21 protein-coding genes are annotated in these 20,062 nt (G+C 44.0%); 7 read left to right on the forward strand and 14 right to left on the reverse strand.

Going from position 1 to position 20,062, the window contains the following annotated elements; translation table 11 throughout:
* Positions 1 to 16: 16 nt before the first annotated feature.
* Positions 17 to 367, forward strand: a complete 351-nt coding sequence (locus DN53_RS03265) for a DUF6686 family protein (RefSeq protein ID WP_129652973.1) — start codon at positions 17 to 19, stop codon at positions 365 to 367.
* Positions 368 to 398: 31 nt separating this feature from the next.
* Here the strand turns inward: DN53_RS03265 and DN53_RS03270 are convergent, their stop codons facing one another.
* The 7 genes from DN53_RS03270 to DN53_RS03300 all read right to left on the reverse strand — a co-directional run bounded on the left by DN53_RS03270 (position 399) and on the right by DN53_RS03300 (position 5,864).
* Positions 399 to 896: a hypothetical protein gene (locus tag DN53_RS03270; protein ID WP_129652974.1), complete on the reverse strand. Its 498-nt coding sequence runs from the start codon at positions 894 to 896 to the stop codon at positions 399 to 401.
* Complete coding sequence (locus DN53_RS03275; RefSeq protein WP_165357247.1) at positions 896 to 1,426, reverse strand: FMN-binding protein; 531 nt, start codon at positions 1,424 to 1,426, stop codon at positions 896 to 898. The genes DN53_RS03270 and DN53_RS03275 overlap by 1 nt, the downstream gene beginning before the upstream one ends.
* Positions 1,427 to 1,501: 75 nt before the next feature.
* Positions 1,502 to 2,680 carry a hypothetical protein gene (locus DN53_RS03280; protein ID WP_129652975.1) on the reverse strand — a complete coding sequence of 393 codons (1,179 nt, stop codon included), beginning with the start codon at positions 2,678 to 2,680 and terminating at the stop codon, positions 1,502 to 1,504.
* A 118-nt stretch (positions 2,681 to 2,798) separates the two neighbouring features.
* The gene (locus DN53_RS03285; RefSeq protein WP_129652976.1) at positions 2,799 to 3,662 is read right to left on the reverse strand and encodes a hydroxymethylglutaryl-CoA lyase; all 864 of its coding nucleotides are present in this window, start codon (positions 3,660 to 3,662) and stop codon (positions 2,799 to 2,801) included.
* A gap of 21 nt (positions 3,663 to 3,683) precedes the next feature.
* Positions 3,684 to 4,343 carry a LysE family translocator gene (locus tag DN53_RS03290; RefSeq protein ID WP_242502054.1) on the reverse strand — a complete coding sequence of 220 codons (660 nt, stop codon included), beginning with the start codon at positions 4,341 to 4,343 and terminating at the stop codon, positions 3,684 to 3,686.
* Between the two features lie 6 nt (positions 4,344 to 4,349).
* Positions 4,350 to 5,390 (reverse strand): quinone-dependent dihydroorotate dehydrogenase, encoded by a 1,041-nt coding sequence (locus tag DN53_RS03295; RefSeq protein ID WP_129652977.1) that lies wholly within the window; start codon positions 5,388 to 5,390, stop codon positions 4,350 to 4,352.
* 54 nt (positions 5,391 to 5,444) lie between these two features.
* On the reverse strand, positions 5,445 to 5,864 hold the full coding sequence (locus DN53_RS03300) for a hypothetical protein (RefSeq protein WP_129652978.1): 420 nt from the start codon (positions 5,862 to 5,864) through the stop codon (positions 5,445 to 5,447).
* A 100-nt stretch (positions 5,865 to 5,964) separates the two neighbouring features.
* Here DN53_RS03300 and pepT point away from each other — a divergent pair, with 100 nt between their 5' ends.
* The 3 genes from pepT to DN53_RS03315 all read left to right on the forward strand — a co-directional run bounded on the left by pepT (position 5,965) and on the right by DN53_RS03315 (position 8,990).
* Positions 5,965 to 7,194 carry a peptidase T gene (pepT, locus tag DN53_RS03305; RefSeq protein ID WP_129652979.1) on the forward strand — a complete coding sequence of 410 codons (1,230 nt, stop codon included), beginning with the start codon at positions 5,965 to 5,967 and terminating at the stop codon, positions 7,192 to 7,194.
* Between the two features lies 1 nt (position 7,195).
* Positions 7,196 to 7,786, forward strand: a complete 591-nt coding sequence (locus DN53_RS03310; protein WP_129652980.1) for a YdeI/OmpD-associated family protein — start codon at positions 7,196 to 7,198, stop codon at positions 7,784 to 7,786.
* A gap of 145 nt (positions 7,787 to 7,931) precedes the next feature.
* A complete protein-coding gene (locus DN53_RS03315; RefSeq protein WP_165357249.1) occupies positions 7,932 to 8,990 on the forward strand; it encodes a class I SAM-dependent methyltransferase in 1,059 nt (352 codons plus the stop codon).
* Here DN53_RS03315 and DN53_RS03320 read toward each other — a convergent pair.
* From DN53_RS03320 to nusB, 5 genes are all read right to left on the reverse strand, one after another.
* Positions 8,980 to 9,897, reverse strand: a complete 918-nt coding sequence (locus tag DN53_RS03320) for a hypothetical protein (RefSeq protein ID WP_129652982.1) — start codon at positions 9,895 to 9,897, stop codon at positions 8,980 to 8,982. The genes DN53_RS03315 and DN53_RS03320 overlap by 11 nt on opposite strands.
* Before the next feature lie 15 nt (positions 9,898 to 9,912).
* A complete protein-coding gene (locus DN53_RS03325; protein WP_129652983.1) occupies positions 9,913 to 11,259 on the reverse strand; it encodes a Gfo/Idh/MocA family protein in 1,347 nt (448 codons plus the stop codon).
* Positions 11,260 to 11,347: 88 nt separating this feature from the next.
* Positions 11,348 to 11,635: a preprotein translocase subunit YajC gene (gene yajC, locus DN53_RS03330; protein WP_116218275.1), complete on the reverse strand. Its 288-nt coding sequence runs from the start codon at positions 11,633 to 11,635 to the stop codon at positions 11,348 to 11,350.
* Between the two features lie 13 nt (positions 11,636 to 11,648).
* Positions 11,649 to 12,128 carry a DUF1573 domain-containing protein gene (locus DN53_RS03335; RefSeq protein ID WP_129652984.1) on the reverse strand — a complete coding sequence of 160 codons (480 nt, stop codon included), beginning with the start codon at positions 12,126 to 12,128 and terminating at the stop codon, positions 11,649 to 11,651.
* A gap of 38 nt (positions 12,129 to 12,166) precedes the next feature.
* A complete protein-coding gene (gene nusB, locus DN53_RS03340) occupies positions 12,167 to 13,114 on the reverse strand; it encodes a transcription antitermination factor NusB (RefSeq protein ID WP_129652985.1) in 948 nt (315 codons plus the stop codon).
* A 178-nt stretch (positions 13,115 to 13,292) separates the two neighbouring features.
* On the opposite strand from nusB, the gene DN53_RS03345 reads away from it, so the two are divergent.
* From DN53_RS03345 to DN53_RS03355, 3 genes are all read left to right on the forward strand, one after another.
* Entirely contained in the window at positions 13,293 to 15,044 is a 1,752-nt protein-coding gene (locus DN53_RS03345) for an ABC transporter ATP-binding protein (RefSeq protein ID WP_129652986.1), read from the forward strand.
* 83 nt (positions 15,045 to 15,127) lie between these two features.
* Positions 15,128 to 15,499, forward strand: coding sequence for a PUR family DNA/RNA-binding protein (locus DN53_RS03350; protein ID WP_129652987.1), 372 nt, complete (start codon positions 15,128 to 15,130; stop codon positions 15,497 to 15,499).
* 89 nt (positions 15,500 to 15,588) lie between these two features.
* Positions 15,589 to 18,117, forward strand: a complete 2,529-nt coding sequence (locus tag DN53_RS03355; protein ID WP_129652988.1) for a M14 family zinc carboxypeptidase — start codon at positions 15,589 to 15,591, stop codon at positions 18,115 to 18,117.
* Here the strand turns inward: DN53_RS03355 and DN53_RS03360 are convergent.
* Together DN53_RS03360 and DN53_RS03365 are read right to left on the reverse strand one after the other, a co-directional pair.
* A complete protein-coding gene (locus DN53_RS03360) occupies positions 18,092 to 19,138 on the reverse strand; it encodes a lysophospholipid acyltransferase family protein (protein WP_129652989.1) in 1,047 nt (348 codons plus the stop codon). The two genes, DN53_RS03355 and DN53_RS03360, sit on opposite strands and share 26 nt — an antisense overlap.
* Positions 19,138 to 20,055, reverse strand: a complete 918-nt coding sequence (locus DN53_RS03365; protein WP_165357251.1) for a bile acid:sodium symporter family protein — start codon at positions 20,053 to 20,055, stop codon at positions 19,138 to 19,140. Before DN53_RS03365 ends, DN53_RS03360 begins: the two co-directional genes overlap by 1 nt.
* Positions 20,056 to 20,062 lie beyond the last annotated feature (7 nt).

The raw sequence follows: 20,062 nt of genomic DNA on the forward strand, positions 1-20,062 counted from the left end.
TCCAAGACCATCTATTATGTGTGAATCCCTGATTATTCTGGACCAATCCAAAAATGGTATACTAACGTTTTGCAACCGAAGTAAACTCTTCCAATTGATCTTTAACAACCTATGTTTTGAATTATATGAATGGGAACTGGAAGCGTTCAAGGAATACCTCTTCCAATTGGATGCATCGTATTGGGAAAAACAATTGAGACACTGGTCCCAACAGCGTAAAATTCCCATTTCCGTAGGCAAGAACCACTTTATCATCCTAGTGAACAAGGAAGAACTATTCGAAATAAAACAATTACTACGCTATAAAAAACCCCGACCGGAACTTATCGGGTACCACGACATTGATTATCGATTTATTGAAAACTAACAAGTTCTGGAAATCAGTTGCTCTCCAAAGCTTATCGTTTTTGGGAGGGTCTGGCACACTGCCACAAGACCACTGCTGCAGAACAGGTAAAGGTAAAGGTCATCAATATACCGGAGAAAATAACCACATATTTAAACCAAGATATACCCTTCCACATGAGATAAATTCCTCCAAAGGTCAAAATCACGGACAGAAAAGGTTCTATGGTCAAAAAAAGCTTCCATTTTTTTGGCAAGTGGGTCAGCCATACCAATCCGCCCAACAAAAAGAAAATCATGGACATGGACAAAATATGTGTGTGGACAATGGTGAGCATTTCCCGGTCTCCTTTCTTGAACTTCATCACCGTTGCCTCTTCATCTTCTTCATTGCCCAGATAATTTTCCTCAATGCCTGCTGGAGTGGTGGATTCGGTTTCCTTGATAAAGAGCAATCCTGTGAAGAATCCAATGGAAAGTATAATCACAAAAGCACCTATAAACAGGCGGATTTCTTTGGGGAATGTGGACAATAAACCGTTATATATCATTATAAATGTCCTTTATCCTGAAGTATTCCGATGGTCTGGAGCAGGTTGTCCATGGATCGGGTCATGGAATTTACCGAAATGGTGGCGCCGGAAATGGCATCGATGTTGGACTCAGGGCTCACACGGTCCCCACCTGTCTTCCCCAAAAATTGCTTCAACCATCTTTTACTCCCAATTTCCCCTCCGTATTCTTCCCGGTACACCAACACTTTTGTGTTGATGATTTTTACGGCATCATCAAATAGCACCAAATAATCAAAATTTGCCGTTTTGCTTGGGGCCTGGTCGAAAAATGCATAACCCAAGGTTGAATCCCCAGCAGTGATTCGATACAAGTTTTCACCTGAAATTTTGGTAGGCAGCTGTGCATTTACATCCGTAGAAATACTAATGGGCTGCATGGCAAAATCTACCACCTCAAAGGTCTTTTCCACTTCTTTCAGCACTCTTTTGTTTACCTCTTTGGGAGGTGTGAATGCAAGGAGCATCAAAATAAGGGGAATAGCTAAATAGGGTTTTGCCGATTTCATCCCACAAATATATTAATTTAGACTCATTATGAATAAAATAGGGCGGAATATTGCATCCGCCCTGTCCGTATTTTTTTAGAACCAAACTCCTATTCCGAAGTTCAAACGGTCCTGCACATCTGAGTTGTCCGCGGCATTGCTTCGGAACTGATAGTCGCCTTTGACCACCACCCCTGGTGCGATGTGGTAGGTCAATCCCGTGGTTACATCGGTCCGGTCATAGGCTTCATTTTTTGTCAATCCACCTTCGGTATCCGCATGGGTATTGTACATCTCGTACCTGGCAAAAGCAAAAAGCTTTTGTCTATTTCCGGCAGGAAGGACATTATAAGCTCCTTCCAAGTACCATCCCTGTAATGCACTTCCCAGATTACTTCCGGTCAAATCGTTATAGGCATCGGTATCTGATAAAGAAGCATGGATGAATTGCCCCCTTGCCGTAAAGTTTTGATACGCATAACGGGCATCCAATCCAAACATGGCGATGCCAATATCAGCACCATCAAATTCCTCTACATCATCATCGGCTTGGGTACGTCCAAAATAGGTTGAAAAGCCCAAACGCAGTCCGGGAATGCCGTAGTAATCCAACTTGGTGGATAGGTTGGGGCTATCAATGGTGGATTGGATTCCCTTTTGTCTTCCTCCACGAAGACCACTGGAACCGCTCAACTTTCCGGCAACACCGCCTTCGCCATCGGCTTCGGCAGATTTAAACCCATTAAAAAGATAGGCCTGATATCCCAAGGAAATGGAGTTGAACCTTCCGGTCACCCCTACCCCAAGCTCACGCCAAGTGGTAGGAATAATGGAATTGTCCAAACCAGGGCGCTCGGTTCCATTAAACGTGGTGGGTTCATGGAATTCGTTGATGATTCCCATGGGCACCAACATCAAACCTCCCCGGATGTTAAGGTTGGGAGCTGCGTTGTAGTTTACAAATGCCTGTTCTACAAAAACCTCCTCAACATGCTCAAATTCCACTTCCGTAACAAATTGGGTACGGTCGTCAAAGCGGTATCCAAAAAGGAGCACCAAACGTTGCACATCCAGTTCCCCGTTATCCCCTTCGGGTTGATTGTACAACATTTCACCGTAGGCTCCTACAGTCACTGCAGAAGCATAGTTCCCTGAAAGTAAACGCTGTGCGGCGTTGATCTGTTTCTGTGGATCCAGCTGGATTGAGTCGGTTTTGGTCTGTGCGAAGGAGAATGACGCACATAGTAAAGCAAATAGAATCGTTGTTTGTTTCATGGTGTTTTAATAATTGCGCGGCAAATATATTTCTACACTACGAAGCAGCCAAATTTAATTAGACTTAGTTTAAATAAAATTAAAGACGTAACGTTTAGGAGCAATTACGTTGAATACCTCAATGGTAGGCAGAGAAAAGTTCGGTCGCTTTGTTGTAAGCTGCTTCAAAGACCATCCAGTTTACACCGGTATCCGCCTTTTCCGCAGTAAAATAGGAGAGCATTTTCTCGGTGGGCATATTGCCAGTGAGTTCATCCTTGGCCATGGGGCAACCTCCAAAGCCCTGCACCGCGCCATCAAATCGTCTGCATCCTGCCTTATACGCAGCATCCACTTTTTCGTGCCACTTGGTCGGGGTGGTGTGCAAATGTGCCCCAAATTCAATGTCGGGATATTTAGGAATAAGATTGGAAAATAAATAGGATATGGTTTTGGGTGTGGAACTTCCAATGGTGTCTGAAAGCGATAAAATTTTAGTACCCATCTCGGCCAATCTTTCGGTCCATTGCCCTACTACCTCAACATCCCAAGGATCACCATACGGATTTCCAAATCCCATGGAGATATAAGTCACCACTTCTTTATCGTGGGCATTGGCCAACTCCAGAATACCCTTTAGGGTATCCACCGATTGTGCAATGGTCTTATGGGTATTCCGCATTTGAAAGTTCTCGGAAATTGAAAAAGGAAACCCCAAATACCTTATGGCCCCATGCTTACAAGCATCTTCCGCGCCTCTAATATTGGCCACAATGGCCAAGAGCTTGCTTTTGGTCTTGGAAAGGTCCAACCGCGCCAAAACCTCTGCGGTATCCTGCATTTGCGGAATGGCCTTGGGCGAGACAAAGCTGCCAAAATCCAAAGTGTCAAATCCACAACCCAAAAGCGATTGGATATACCTTGCTTTCTCCTCGGTGGGAATAAAGGATTTGATGCCCTGCATGGCATCCCTTGGACATTCTATGAGCTTGATCTTTGACATAGGTTGCCTGTAAAATTACCACTATTTATCCGATAGCAATAGATAAATGGCGATTCCCAAAAAAACTACAATCTGAACCCATTTCAGGTAAATCCCTGCCTTGGGGTGGCGCATTAAATAGGTTGAAATGTTTCCTGCCAATACAGCAATAGTTCCAAAAATAATGAAGGCAACCAACATGAAAAGCAGGCCTAGTACATAAAACTGCATCACGGTTCCCAATGTTTCACTGAACAGAAATCCTGGAAAAAATGCCAAAAAGAAAATGGTGACCTTGGGATTGAGCACATTCATGGCAAAACCGGTCTTGAACAGCTTAAAAGTTCCTTGGGAGGGTTGCTTTTCCTTATCCAATAGAATGGAAGCGTCACTTCTGTAGACCTTTATGGCCAAATACACCAAATAAGCCGCACCAAACAACTTAATGCCCAAAAAGAGGCTATCACTTCGCTTTATGACCTCTGACACGCCAAAAGCCAGCAAAGTGGTATGCACCAAACATCCGCTCACCAAGCCTACCACAGTGGCCAGTCCAGCCTTGACGCCATTGGATATGCTTTGGGTCAGCACAAATATATTGTCCGGTCCCGGGGAAATGGCCAAAGCCGCCGAAGACACCAAAAAACCAATAAGAACGGAATAATTCACGGACTCAGGGCTCATTAGTATCAAATAGGGCATCTTGTACTAGGATGTGCGGGCCAAAATGGCCTTGTTGATTTTTTTGATCAGGGCAGGACCTTCATAAATAAACCCAGTGTACAACTGGACCAAGTCGGCCCCGGCATCCAGTTTCTCAAGGGCATCTTGCGGGGAATGTATGCCCCCAACCCCAATGATGGGAAATGCCTTGTTGCTCTTTTCTGCCAAAAACCGAATCACCTCGGTACTTCTTTGGGTCAATGGTTTACCGCTAAGCCCACCCTTCTCTTCGGAAAGAATAAGATGGGATTTTAGACCTTCTCTGGAAATGGTGGTATTGGTCGCAATGACCCCATCAATTTCAGTGGTCTTGACAATGCTGATAATATCCAAAAGCTGGTCATTGGTCAAGTCCGGGGCAATCTTTAAAAGGATGGGTTTCTCCTTTTGATTGGATTTTTTGGCCTGCTTACCATTCTGCTTTTTTAGTTTTTTCAAAAGATTGGTCAAAGGTTCCTTGTCCTGAAGCTCCCGTAAACCGGGTGTGTTGGGAGAACTCACATTGACCACAAAATAATCCACATGGTCAAATAGGGCCTCAAAACAGATGAGATAGTCCTTAATAGCTTGGTCATTGGGCGTGACCTTGTTCTTACCAATGTTACCTCCAACAATTACCCTGTGCTTTTTCTTGAGTTGTTCCACCGCTTCAAAAACACCGTTATTGTTGAACCCCATACGATTGATGATGGCCTTATCCTCCCTTAACCGGAACAATCTTTTCTTGGGGTTTCCAGGTTGGGGTTTGGGGGTGAGGGTTCCAATTTCCACAAAACCAAAACCGAAATCGGAAAATTCATTGTAGAGCTTGGCATCCTTGTCAAACCCAGCCGCCAAGCCAACAGGGTTCTTAAATTTTATTCCAAAAACCTCCCGTTCCAATTTGGAATTCCTTACTTCAAAAATACTTCTGAACAAAGGTCCCAGTCCCAATTTCGAAAACAATTTTATAGCCCAAAAAGAGAAGTGGTGCACTGCTTCCGGATCAAACAAAAACAGGATTGGGCGGATGAGGATTTTATACATTCAACAGATTTTCAACAAAAATAAAAACTCTTAAAACAGAACACACCATATCATTTATTTTTCGTCAACCGACTTATTTACATGGATAGGGCGCAGGGTAAGCTGATCGCACAATTTCACATAAAAACCGTATTGCTTTGGATTGAAAATTGACAGTAGCCTTTTATCCATCATCCGGATGTTCAGCTTCATACTGTCCATAATGGTTTTGTATTCGCGGGAAACGGTCATCAATACTTCAGGCGGGCTTTCTTCATGCTGTTTTAGAAGAAATTCGGCCCGGTTTCTGAGGATTTCATTTCGAATTTTCAACTCCGCACTCCAATTCTTAAGGCTTTCCTTTTGCTCTTCATTCAATTGAAACACCTCTGCAATAGTTTCATCATCCATACCCCCCACCCCCAAGGCACACTCCTCTTGGGCCGACCCAAGAAACATCGACAATAGGAAAATGAACAGAACAGCTCCCTTCAATTTAGGTTGATTTTAAAAAGTAGGTGAAAAGATACTTTTTTAAGCTACACTTTCTTAAAATCACGATTGAATAACCATTATTTTTGATAAAAAGCACAGCATGGAAAAACTTTTGTCCCGATTTCTGGATTATGTAACCACCGATACCCAAAGCGACCCCTATTCCAAAACCACACCCAGCACGGAAAAACAATGGACTTTGGCCAAGAAATTGGTCTTGGAACTGCACCAAATTGGTTTGCAGGAAGTTTCCATTGATGAAAATGCCTACATCATGGCAACCTTACCGGCCAATACGGACAAAAAAGTACCCACCATAGGTTTTATCTCGCATATGGACACTTCTCCAGATTTCTCGGGAAAGAATGTAAAACCGCAACTTGTAAAGGATTATGACGGCAAGGATATTGTCCTCAACAAAACAAAGGGCATTGTGCTTTCCCCTGACTATTTTGAAGACCTATTACAGTACAAAGGCCAGACCTTGATCACCACGGACGGGAATACCCTGTTGGGTGCCGATGACAAGGCGGGCATCGCCGAGATTATCACGGCCATGGAATATTTGGCCCAACATCCCGAGATCAAACATGGAAAAATACGCGTGGCCTTTACCCCAGATGAGGAAATAGGCAGGGGCGCCCATAAGTTCGATGTGAAAAAATTCGGAGCTGACTGGGCCTATACCATGGACGGCAGCCAAGTGGGCGAGCTGGAGTATGAAAACTTCAATGCGGCCAGTGCCAAGATCATTGTCAAAGGAAAAAGTGTCCACCCTGGCTATGCCAAGAACAAGATGGTCAACGCCATTGCCATTGCCAACGAATTTTTAAGCCTCCTCCCCCCACGGGAAGTACCCGAACATACCACGGGCATGGAAGGCTTTTTCCATGTGCACAAAATAAAGGGGGAAATAGAGAATGCCCAAATAGATATGATCATCCGTGACCATGATGCCATACATTTTCAGGCCAGAAAAGAGCTTCTTTCCAATATCTCAGAAAAGCTTACCCAAAAACACGGGGATTGCATCACGGTGGAAATCGAAGACCAATACCGCAACATGCGCGAAAAGGTGGAGCCGGTATTCCATATTGTGGAGATTGCCCAAGAGGCCATGGAATCATTGGGCATTGAACCCATCATTAAACCGATTAGAGGTGGAACGGATGGATCCCAGCTGAGTTTTATGGGGCTGCCCTGTCCCAATATTTTTGCGGGAGGACATAATTTTCATGGAAAATATGAATATGTTCCTTTGGAAAGTATGGAAAAGGCCGTTAAGGTGATCGTGAAAATTTGCGAACTTACGGCCAGTCAGATCAAATGACATGGAAAAATCCGGAAAAATAGACGCCTATTACGATACAGACCATCCGTTCAAGGAAGGTATTGCCCAACTCCGAAAACTGGCCCAACAAACGGAATGTGAGGAAGATTTTAAATGGAGTTTCCCCGTGTATACCATCCAAGGCAAAAATGTATTTGGCATCTGTAAGTTCAAAAACCATTTTGGGGTCTGGTTCTTTAACGGAGTGTTCCTGAAAGATCCTAAAAAAGTGTTGGAAAATGCCCAAGAAGGAAAAACCAAGGGCATGCGGCACTGGAAGTTCCCCACATTGGACACAATTGATAAAAAGGGTGTTCTTGCCTATATGAACGAAGCCATTGAAAACCAGAAAAAGGGCATGGAAATCATAGTGGAAAAAACTTCAAAAGTGACCATCCCGACATTGCTTCAGGAAAAATTAAAGGAAAACAAAGACCTACAAACCGCCTTTAAAAATTTTACCCCCTACAAGCAAAAGGAGTTTTGCGAATATATCTCGGAGGCCAAACAAGAGCAGACCAAGCTTAGACGGCTGGAAAAAATACTCCCCTTGATCCAAAAAGGGGTGGGCCTACACGATGGCTACCGCTAAATAACCCCATCCGTCAACCCAAACGGGGCATCCGTCAATTCTTCCCTGATGCACCCAACCCAATTTCCCAACTTCACTATTTGAACTGAACAGGTTTCAGTAATCAAATGCTAAATCGGCATTGAAGACGATGTCCAGTTCAACAATGGACAAAATTCTTGCTTTACTATCAAGTCATATGATATCCAATAGGTTCAGGAATGACAGAAAGCCTTTGATAAAACTAAAGGCCATTCAAGTAGAGGCAATACAGGATATTGAGGCAAAAATCCTGAATGGGCACTATACCTTCGAAAATTGCCCCTGCCCCATCTGCAAGGTATCAGATACTGTAGTTCTGTCTGAAAAGGACCGATATGGATTGGAATTCATGGTCGTGATGTGCAAAACATGCGGTTTGATCTATACGAACCCCCGGATGACCCAAAGGTCTTATACTGATTTTTACAACTCCGAATATCGAAGGCTATACGGTGGTACCCATACCGCAACTGCCAACTTCTTTCAAAAACAGTACGAGCAAGGGCGACAAATCTTTGATTTCATCCAATCAACCTTTCGCGATAAGGATTTTATTGGTTTAAAGGTTTTAGAGGTAGGTTGTGGCGCCGGGGGCATTCTTCACTATTTCAAACAACAAAAATGTACGGTTTTGGGAGTAGATTTGGGTAAAGAATATATTGACTATGGAAGAAGTCATTTTGGGCTGAATCTACAATATGGATCTTTAGATAATGTAACGGACTTCACTCCCGATGTGGTTATATATTCTCATGTGATGGAACATATTTTGGATTTGGAATCAGAATTGTTGACCTTAAAAAGAATAGGCCATAGTGAAACCCTTTTTTACATTGAGGTTCCGGGAATAAAATATATTCCCAAAAACTATAAAATGGATGCCTTGCGGTATTTCCAAAATGCGCATACATTCCATTTCACGCTGACTTCATTGACCAATCTGTTCAACACCTATGGATTTAAACTGATCAAAGGCTCTGATGAAGTAAGAAGCATCTTTTGCCAAACCCATGGCGGGAAACATAAAATTACCAATGAGTACCCCTACATCTATCATTTTCTCAAAAAAATGGAGGCCAAAAGGTATTCGTACTATTTTAACCCCAACCTTGCCAAGAGGTTTGCATTGAAGTTCTTTTCTAAGCTTAGAACAAAAGAATTAAAAGCCTTTTTTAATCCATGATGGCCTTTACAAAAGCTGTTATGCCATGCAAATGATCCACATGATCCGGGGCGGTATTGCCCACAAATGCCTTGACCGAAAAATTGCCCTTTTGGGTTTCGGATACTTGCTGCATGCCCATGGGACCCCATTCCAAGATAGGGTTTCGCTGTAATCCGAGTTCATGGATCAGCCAATCCGCGGTTTCAGTGGTACTGGCATAGGTTCCCGGGAAAATCTCGGAATGCGTAACGAGCATCTTCTTTTCTCCGTTGACCGCCTTTTGGGCAAAGGCCAAGAAACCTTTCATTTTTTCCGCATTCAATTGCCCTCCTTGGGCCAAAGGAGTGGAATCAGGAATATAATCGGTATGTAGTCCATCCAAGAGTAAAATACCGTCAATTTTGGCCTCGTGGGCTTTCAATAACTCACGGACGGCCCCATATCCTGCACTAAAGGAGCTGAAATATACTTTTCCAATCCGGTCCACTCCCAATTTTTCCTGTATGGCCTTCAACAAACGGGGATAGACATCCACATCAACAAAAGGTGCTGCATAGACCGAGGAACCCGAACCTTGTTGCACCACGGCCAAGGCCATGGGTTTTTTCAAGGCATGAACGGCCTGCATGGCCACAAAGGGTGCTCCATGGAAGTGGATGAGCAAATCCAATTCTTGAACTCCATTGGCAGCGGGAGGCATATACACCGTCACCGGTTTGGACAATATACCCTCCAACACCTTCTTAGTACCCGGAGGTTCTTCATTTTTCAGTCGGGCATGTTCCCGGATATGGTCCTGCATGGGAGAAGGTGCCTGCCTCATTTGGGGAACAACTTCCTTTTTTGGAGTGGCACAACCCAGCATTAGCATGCCTACAAGCCCCAAGCTTATCACTTGGGAACGGAAAGTAACATATGTATTCATAAAATTGATGAAGACTTACTTTTTGGGCATTTTCCAGCCGTTGTGGTATTCATTGGTCAACAATACATCGGCTTCTTTATGGTTGAATTGACCTTTCTGCGCGTCCCAGAACAGGCGTTCCCCCGTTTTATAGGCCACATTGCCCATATGGCTGACCACAGCGGCATCATACCCTACTTTGATTGGGGCATTGAGAATGCTTTTGTCCCTTTTCTTAATGGCTTCCAAGAAATTCACTGTATGCAGATCCAAACCATTGGCTTTCACCGTTTGCAGGCCTACTCCCGCTATTTTAGGACCCAAATCCTCGCTCCAGTTAGGGCGATTTTTCTCCGGAATCACCTCCCAACCACCACGGTCCAAAACCAACGTACCATTATTACCAATAAAAGCAATACCGTGGTTTCTTCCATAGTTTCCGCCATCAATGCCGTTGGCGTGTTCCCAGAGGAGTGAAAACCCATCGAACTCATACACGGTCTGTAAGGTGTCCGGGGTCTCGGCAGCATCGTTGGGATAGGCGAACTTTCCTCCCATGGCCATAACGGATTTGGGCGTAGAGGCCTTCATACCATAGAGGGCATAGTCAATCAAGTGTACGCCCCAATCGGTCATCAACCCTCCTGCATAGTCCCAAAACCATCTAAAATCGAAATGGAACCGGTTCTTGTTGAAAGGGCGGTCCTGTGCAGGGCCCAACCACATTTTATAATCCACGCCTTCCGGTGCGGGACCGTTGGGCACTTGGGGAATGGATTTCATCCACCCTTGGTAGGCCCAGGTCTTTACCAAACGTATCTGCCCCAATTTCCCGGAATGCACATAGTTTATGGCATCCACAAAATGGGGTTGGCTGCGTTGCCACTGTCCTATCTGCACCATTCGGTCACTGGCGTCCACGGCAGACAGCATGGCTTCGCATTCGGCTATGGAATTGGCAATGGGCTTTTCGCAATAGACATCCTTGCCGGCATCCACGGCATCCACCAACTGAAGACAATGCCAATGATCGGGGGTTCCCACGATGACAATATCAATATCCTTATCGTCCAACATTTTCCGATAGTCGGTATACCACTTCGGTTTTTTGATGTTGGCCTTTTCCAAATCCGCGGTCTTGGCCCGAAGTACATTTTCATCCACATCACAAAGGGCCACCACCTCCACCTCGCTGTTCTTCAAGAGGGAGGTAAGGTCCGCAAAGCCCATTCCGTTGCACCCGATAAGTCCCACTTGAATCTTGTCATTGGGACTCACCGTCCTTCTCAATGAAGCCAAGATTTCAGTGGGAAAGAACAAGGAGGTTCCCAAACCGACCGTATATAATGATCCTTTTCTAATGAATTGTCTTCTAGTGCCCATTTTGTCAAATTTTGAATAAGATACAAAAAAACGTCCCCCGCAAACTCAATTGCAGGGGACGTTTTAAACTATGTTGCTCTAGAAGCCTTTATTTGTCCGAAGCAGCGTTCAATTTTTTGCTCATTTCCATGGAAATGGCGGAACGATCAAACTTTAAACGGCCAGCCATGGTTTCAATGACACAAGAGAAATCCTTGTCGTTCATTTCCACAATCTTGCCATGGAGTCCGCTTTTGGTGATGATGCGGTCTCCTTTTTTCAACTCCGAAGTAAACTTCTTCTCATCCTTCTGACGCTTGATCTGAGGGCGAATCATAAAGAAATACGCCACGGCAAAAATCAATATCAGAGGTAAAAACTGTCCTAAACTTTCCATTAAGGTATTTTATCTATTTAACAGGACCAGCTGCTGCTGCTTCCTTAGGATTAACGAAGGCCTTGATTCTTAAGATCTCGGTTCCTTTTTCTGTGTTGGCCGTAACAGTAATGGTCTTGGTCACCTGATTTTGTCCAGAACCATTGAATTTTACCAACAATTCGCCAGTTTCTCCAGGCGCAATAGGTGCATTCTTTGGATATTCCGGCACGGTACAACCACAGCTACTCTTTGCATCGGTGATGATCAAAGGGGCATTACCGGTGTTGGTGAATTTGAATGTAGTCTCTTGTGGAGTGCCTTGGGCTATGGCACCAAAATCATGCTCGGCCTTTTCAAAGCTCATCACGGGAAGTTGCTTTTGCGCTTCATCCCTGGAAGTTGCGCTTTCCACATTGTCCGCAACGATTTTGTTGGATGCCTTGTCCTTGCAGGAAACGCCCATCACGGCAACTGCCATGATCAAACTAAAAACTGTTGTTATTCTTTTCATGATAATAATTTGTTTTTCCAAAAATACTCAAATATTGTTTATTGTAGTCCTCTACCTATTTTTTGAAGCCTTCCATCGGATTTATATTCCTTGGCCAACTTGTCCAAAACCCCATTGATAAAGATACTGCTCTTGGGCGTGGAGTACTCCTTGGCAATTTCCAAATACTCATTTAACGTCACTTTCTCCGGAATGGATGGAAAGTTGAGCAGCTCACAGATGGCCATTTTCAGGATGATCAAGTCAATCTCGGCAATACGGTCATTGTCCCAATTGGGGGTTTTCCCCTCAATTTCCTTTTCCCATTTGGCGTCATGAAGCAAGGTCTTGGTCAACAAATCATTGGCAAAGACCATATCCTGTTGGTCCTTGAGCAACGCAGGGATAAAATAACGTTCCCCAGAGGTTTCAGTGGCCTTGCGCAATCGTTTGGCCAAATAGGTGTTCACTATGGGGAAATCGTCCACCCAAGTGAGTTTGTCATCCTCAAAATACTCATAGATTTTGTCGTTGGGGGCAATAATGTCCTTGAAAAGCTGAAGTACCACTTCCCTATCGTCCTCATAATCGTTCTTTCCATTGGTCATGTACGCTTTGTAGATATCGCTGGCCACGACCTCTTTGTACAGAATCTTCACGTACTCATCGTTCAAGTACCAGTTGTCCAGTTTTCTTTTGGAAAGTTCACTTTTGAGGAGCTCATTCTCCGAAATCTGGAGCAACAACCGGTTCTTCACGAACTTTTCGCGATCGGGATAACCATCTTCTTCCGTGGCAAGGTATTTTTTTGTGGCATGACTGGCATGTTTGGCGGCCAGATGCTGCAGTTCGGCCAAGAGGCTCAGTACCAACAAATAGAGCACGTACATATTTTCAATGCTCACTCTTAGGAATTTTTCCTGTTTCTGCAAGGAATCGTCCTTGGATTGGACCAGTGCATAAATGCACTGCATCACTTTTACTCTGATATGCCTTCTAGTAAGCATTTTTAAAGAACTTTTAAAGTCATTGATTGGCTTTCACTGCGCAAAAATAACCTTATATTTCGATGTGGCCTACCAAAGTTGTTTTCTTATCAGTTTTATAACATTTATTTTTGGACCAATGGTATATCTTTGTTCGATTGTCAATCATCAGACCTACTAAAAAACTACCTTCCCTCCTATGAAGGAACTGAAACACCTTAACAAATACTTTAAAAAATACTGGTTTAAGCTATTGATGGGGGTTTTGATCACCATCGTTGCCCGATTGTTCTCTTTGGTCCTACCCCATTACGTGAACAATTCCATCCAGATTGTAGAAAAGTATACCGGAAATACCATTACGCTTGCCGAAGCCAAACAATCTTTGTTCCATTATATATTGATTGTTGTTGGTGCGGCCCTACTTTCGGCACTGTTCACTTTTTTGATGCGGCAGACCATTATCAACGTATCCCGGTATATTGAATATGATTTGAAGAACGAGGTGTTTGACCACTATCAAATCCTGAACCTTGATTTTTATAAGAAGAACCGTGTAGGGGACCTCATGAACCGTATCAGTGAAGATGTCAACCAAGTGCGTATGTACGGAGGACCGGCAATTATGTACGGTATCCAGACCCTTACGCTTTTTGCCTGTTTGATTCCATTGATGTTCATAAAGGCACCGACCTTGGCAGCCTATACCTTGTTGCCCCTTCCAGTTTTATCAGTCTTGATCTATCAGATCAGTAAAATCATCCATAAGAGAAGTACCAAGGTTCAGGAATTCCTGTCCACCCTGTCCACTTTTACCCAAGAGTCTTTCTCAGGGGTTTCGGTCATCAAAGCCTACAGCATAGAACCACGGATCAACCAAGAGCTCAGGAATCTGGCCACGGAAGGCAAGGATACCAGCATGGCGTTGGCCAAGGTAAACGCTTGGTTTTTTCCCTTGATGGTACTCCTTATCGGAATCAGCAATACCATTGTCATCTACGTGGGGGGCATGCAATATATTGATGGGAAGATAGAGTCCTTCGGAATCATTGCGGAGTTCATTCTATATGTGAACATGCTTACTTGGCCCGTGGCCATTGTAGGGTGGCTTACCTCCATCATCCAAAGGGCCGAAGCGTCCCAAAAACGAATCAACGAGTTTTTAACGATTCAACCCACCATTACCAATGAGGTTGTGGAACCCACACCCATCAAAGGGGATATTGAATTCAAGAATGTGTCCTTTACCTATGACGACACCAACATTACTGCCTTGGATAACGTATCCTTTAAAATTAAGGCTGGGGAGACCGTGGCCTTTTTGGGAAAAACCGGGTCTGGAAAATCCACTATCCTGGATTTAGTGGCCCGCCTGTACGATACCACTTCGGGAGAGGTTTTGGTGGATGGTATTCCCGTTCAAAAACTCAATCTGAACAGTCTACGGAGTTCCATTGGTGCGGTACCACAAGATGCTTTCCTCTTTTCGGACACCATTGAGAACAACATCCGGTTTGGCGATGAGAATGCCTCATTTGATGAAATTGTGGCCGTGGCCAAGAAAGCCGTTGTCCATGACAACATTCAAGGGTTTGCCAAAAAATACGATACCATTCTAGGGGAAAGGGGCATCACCCTAAGTGGAGGACAGAAACAGCGGGTCTCCATTGCGCGGGCATTGCTCAAAGACCCTAAAATCTATCTTTTTGATGATTGTTTATCCGCCGTGGACACCGAAACCGAGGAAGAAATCCTGAACAATCTTAAGCGTGCATCCCAAGACAAGACCACTTTGATAGTGAGCCACAGGGTCTCTTCCGCCAAAAATGCAGACAAGATCATTGTCCTTGAAAACGGTAAAATCATTCAAGAGGGCACTCATGACCAGTTGAACAATGTTGATGGATATTATAAAGAACTCTATATCAATCAGCTTTCAGGGAAAGAATAATAAAAAAGTTGCTGAATTAGCTTTTTTTTTACATTTTTGGTAGAATTATACAACATAAGAAACTAATTACAACACAAGACCACATGGGCGAGAAAGATATCATGGATCAGGAAGAGATTTATTCCAAAGTCTTACGGGCCGGGAGAAGAACCTACTTTTTTGATGTAAGGAGCACCAAGGCCGGCGATTACTACTTAACCATTACGGAAAGTAAAAAGTTTACCCATGATGATGGTTCTTTCCACTACAAAAAGCACAAGATTTACCTATACAAGGAAGATTTTACCGCTTTTAAGGAGATCATGGAAGAGATGATGGATTATATTATTGACGAAAAAGGTCAGGAAGTAATTTCTGAGCGTCATCAAAAAGACTTCAAAAAAGAAGAAAACGACATCAGCGAAAACGGAACCGCTTCAGGGAGTTTTACCGATGTGAGCTTTGATGACATTTAACAACATCATCTTATTAAAAAAAGAAGAAACGGCCTGCCAATGCAGGCCGTTTTTTTATTTTTATCAAACGACTAATTCAAAATGACCTCATGAAAAAAATCAACTTCCTATTCCTAGCGATAATCATGGGCCTCAATCTAAGTGCCCAACAAGTCACACTGGACTATTATCTCCCCAACAATATCTCGTACGATAGCAGCATCCCTAAACCAGCCGAAATCATCGGCCATGAGGTTGGGGAATGGCATGTGACCCATGATAAATTGGTGTTCTATATGCAACAACTTGCCGCATCCAGTGATCGGATAAGCATTGAAAACCGGGGAACCACTTTTGAAGGCAGGCCTTTGCTCTTGTTAACGGTCACTTCACCCAAAAACCATCAAAATCTGGAAAGTATACGGGAACAGCATATTGCACTTTCCGAAGGAAATGGCAATACCGACACTGCCAACATGCCCATTGTGGTCTATCAGGGCTTTTCCATCCATGGAAATGAACCCAGTGGCGCCAATGCAGGATTGGCCTACGCCTACTACCTTGCCGCGGCCCAAGGTCCAGAAATTGAATCCCTTTTGGACAACACCATTATCCTTATGGACCCTAGTTTCAACCCGGATGGACTACAGCGCTTTGCCTATTGGGCCAATATCCACAAGAGTCAGAACCTAAATCCGGACAGCAACGAGAGGGAGTACCACGAGGTTTGGCCTGGTGGACGTACCAATCACTATTGGTTTGATATGAACCGGGACTGGTTGCCCGTACAATTACCGGAGAGTAGGGCTCGAATTGAAACCTTTCACCAATGGTTGCCCAATATTTTGACCGACCATCACGAAATGGGCACCAATTCCACCTTTTTCTTTCAACCTGGGGAGCCAACACGGGTACACCCATTGACTCCTAAAATCAACCAAGAGCTCACCAAGGAAATTGGAAGCTATCATGCCAAGGCCTTGGACAAAATTGGTTCATTGTACTATTCCGAAGAAAATTATGATGACTATTACTATGGCAAGGGTTCCACATTTCCGGATGTAAACGGCGGTATCGGGATTCTTTTTGAACAAGGTAGTTCGCGGGGGCATATTCAAGAGAGCGACAACGGTCTCCTGACCTTCCCTTTTACCATACGAAACCAGTTTACCACAGCGCTCTCCACCATAGAAGCCGCACAGAACATGCGAACCAAAATTTTGGATTACCAGCAAGGGTTCTATGCCGACATGCGCAACGAAACTTCTCGCAGTAAAACCAAGGCCCTGATTTTCGGGGACAGCAAGGATGCCTCCAAAACTTGGCATTTGGCAGAAATTCTTAAAAGACACAAAATAAAGTTCCATGAATTGGCCTCAGATGCTACCATCAATGGAAAAGCTTTTAAAAAAGGAAATAGCTATGTGGTTCCCATGAACCAGAAAAACCCAAGATTGATCAAGGCGATGTTTGAGAAACGTACCACTTTTACGGACAGTCTCTTCTATGACATTTCGGCCTGGACCTTTCCATTGGCTTTCAATGTGGATTATGCCGAGCTCAACTCCCTGTCCAATGCAGGGCCAGAAGTAATCGATTTTAAACATCCCGAAGGAAGTGTCAGTCAAAAAAGCAACTACGCCTATGTATTTGAGTGGCATGAATATTACACTCCAAAAGCCCTCAACAAAATATTGGAAAAAGGATTGCGGGCAAAGGCGGCCAAATCCCCATTTACTTTAGAGGGCACCCAGTATGATTATGGTTCCATCATGGTTCCGGTACAGAACCAAAAATTGGATACCGACGAACTGTACGCCTTTTTGAATAGCGTTGCCCAAGAAAGTGGTATCCGCATCCATGGGGTTTCCACGGGCCTTACCCAAGGCATAGATTTGGGGAGCAATGATTTTGAAGCCTTGAAAAAACAAAAAGTGGCCTTATTGGTAGGTGAAGGTACCCGTTCTTACGATGCCGGGGAAATCTGGCACCTATTTGATACTCGGTACGATATGAAAATCACCAAAATAGATACGCGCTATTTCAATAGTGTCGACCTTGATTCCTATACGGCCTTGATCCTTACGGGAACCGGTTGGGGAGGTGGTACGCTTTTGGATAAAAAAGGAGCCGAAAAGGTCAAGGAATGGGTGAAAAATGGTGGTACCATTATTGGATACCGAAACACGGCCAATTGGTTTAAAAGCAATGAGTTCCTGGACCTTGTTCTACGTAAGGACACCTTGGTCGCCAAGAACATTGCCTTTGATCAAAAGGAGGATTTTCAAGGGGCTCAAGTTACGGGTGGTGCCATTTTTGAAGCCAAATTAGATCGTTCCCACCCTATCAATTACGGATATAAAAATGATGAGTTGGCTTTGTTCCGAAATACCAACATCTATTTGGAACCGGAAAAGAACAGCTATGACAACCCCATCCAGTATACCAATAACCCGCTACTAAGCGGTTATATTTCAGAGGAAAATGCCGAACTCATCAAGAACAGCGTTCCGTTCAAAGTCAAACGAATGGGCAAAGGAAGGGTTGTGCTTTTTACCGACAACACCAATTTTAGGGCATTCTGGTATGGCACCAATAAACTATTGATGAACGCTATTTTCTTTGGGCCGATGATGTAATACCCATTTTTACAAGGACAAGATTTACCACGGCATGCCCCAATACAAAAAGGCATGCCGTTTTTGTGTTGTACCAATTCCATATAAGCGAAAAGCAAACTCCATAGACCAAGGGATAGACCAATAGCGCAAAACCAAAACGAAACGTAGCTTCAAATTCAGCTTCGGGAACCTTGGGCTTCAGCACACTTCTCCACAACAACATAAATGGAAGGTTCCATATCGTAAATATTACCTTTCGAAGGGAGTTCCCAACCTTCTTTTTTTCATCGACCTCCCTTGAAAGATCTCCTTGGTCAATCAATACATTTACCGCTACGGGGTCAAGATAATGCTCGCCGTTTTCTCCCAGATTTTGTACTACACTATCATATTCTGTTTCGGGGATATGGGTCGTCAATTGCATGAGAGCCTGCTGAACTTCTTCTTTCAGTCTGTTAATAAAATCAGGAGCTGTTTTATGGTCTTGGACAGAGATGGGATTCCCAAAAACCAAGGTTGCTGAATCCCCAGCTTGTTGGGGATAGGCATAGTTTTGTCCAATGGGCACCAACTGGATATCCAAATTTGGGTTTTGTTCCAAAGTGGCTTCAATAATACGGGTAAACCCTTTGCTAAGGGGTCTTACCCGTCTTTGCAAACTATGGTTGGCTTCGGGAAACAACAGAATGGCGTGGTTGGCTCCCAGCAATTGGGCGCATTTTTCAAACACCGCTTTATTTTTGGGAACACTGGACTTGCCATCCCTTATCCGATACACCGGCATCATTTGCAAAAAACCGAAAAAAGACTTTAAAAAGGAGGTCTTAAAAACATCGGATCGAGTCAAAAACCAAAGCTTTTTGCCACAATATACCGCAATCAGGAGCACATCCATAAGTGCATTCTGATGGTTGGAAAGAAACAACACCGGCCTATCCAAAGGAATAGTACTCCTACCCACTATCTTGATTTTCCGATAATAGAAAAACAAGCCTACAGCAACCCAAAGCTTAAGGACGGAATATGCCAATTGCCTCATTATACCAGTTCCTCTTTTTCAATGGGCCTATATCCCCAGACCGTTCCCAGCACCAATCCGGAAACGAGATGCCAAATTCCCCAAAAAGCGGTCAACAAGGCCATACCTCCCAAGCCATCAAAAAACGTAAAAATCAACAGCAGTCCCAATCCTGAGTTCTGGATACCGGTCTCTATGGTGATGCAGCGGATGTTCTCTTGGGACAATCCCAACGATTTGGCAACGGAAAATCCAGTCAACAGTGCCACCAGATTATGCACCACCACCAACCAAAAAACGTAAAGCACATACTCCATAAAAACATCAATGTTCCGGTATAAGGCCAAAAACACCAAGACCACAAAGAACAATAAAGAGCCTATTTTAAACCCTTTTGCCATTTTCTTTGCGGCACGAGGGGCATAATGGTTGAACAACATTCCCAACACCAAGGGTATACCCAACAAAAGGGCCACCAATTTCACCATGTCATAAGGAGAAATGGAAACTTCCTGTAAAATGGAGGCCGTTGGCCCATACATTCCGCCCCAGAAACTTAGATTGACCGGGGTCATAAAAATGGCCAATAGGGTTGCAATAGCAGTCAAAGTGACCGACAAAGCTGCATTTCCTTTGGAAAAATGGGTGAAGAAATTGGACACGTTGCCCCCTGGGCAGGCCGCCACCATAAACATGCCCAACGCCATACTGGGTATGGGTTCCACCATCCAAACCAAGGCAAAGGTGATGGCCGGTAGCACCAAAAACTGACAAAAAACACCTGCAATCACGGGTTTAGGGGTCCGTAACAGCCTTTTGAAATCGTTGAGGGTAATCTCCAAAGCCACTCCAAACATGACCAAGGCCAAGGCAATGTTCAAGGTCCAAAGCGATTTCTCATCAAAATTGATGTGTACCGTATCTATGATTTGCTCCAAAACAATG

This window comes from Flagellimonas olearia, assembly GCF_004150225.1.
Taxonomy (GTDB): domain Bacteria; phylum Bacteroidota; class Bacteroidia; order Flavobacteriales; family Flavobacteriaceae; genus Flagellimonas; species Flagellimonas olearia.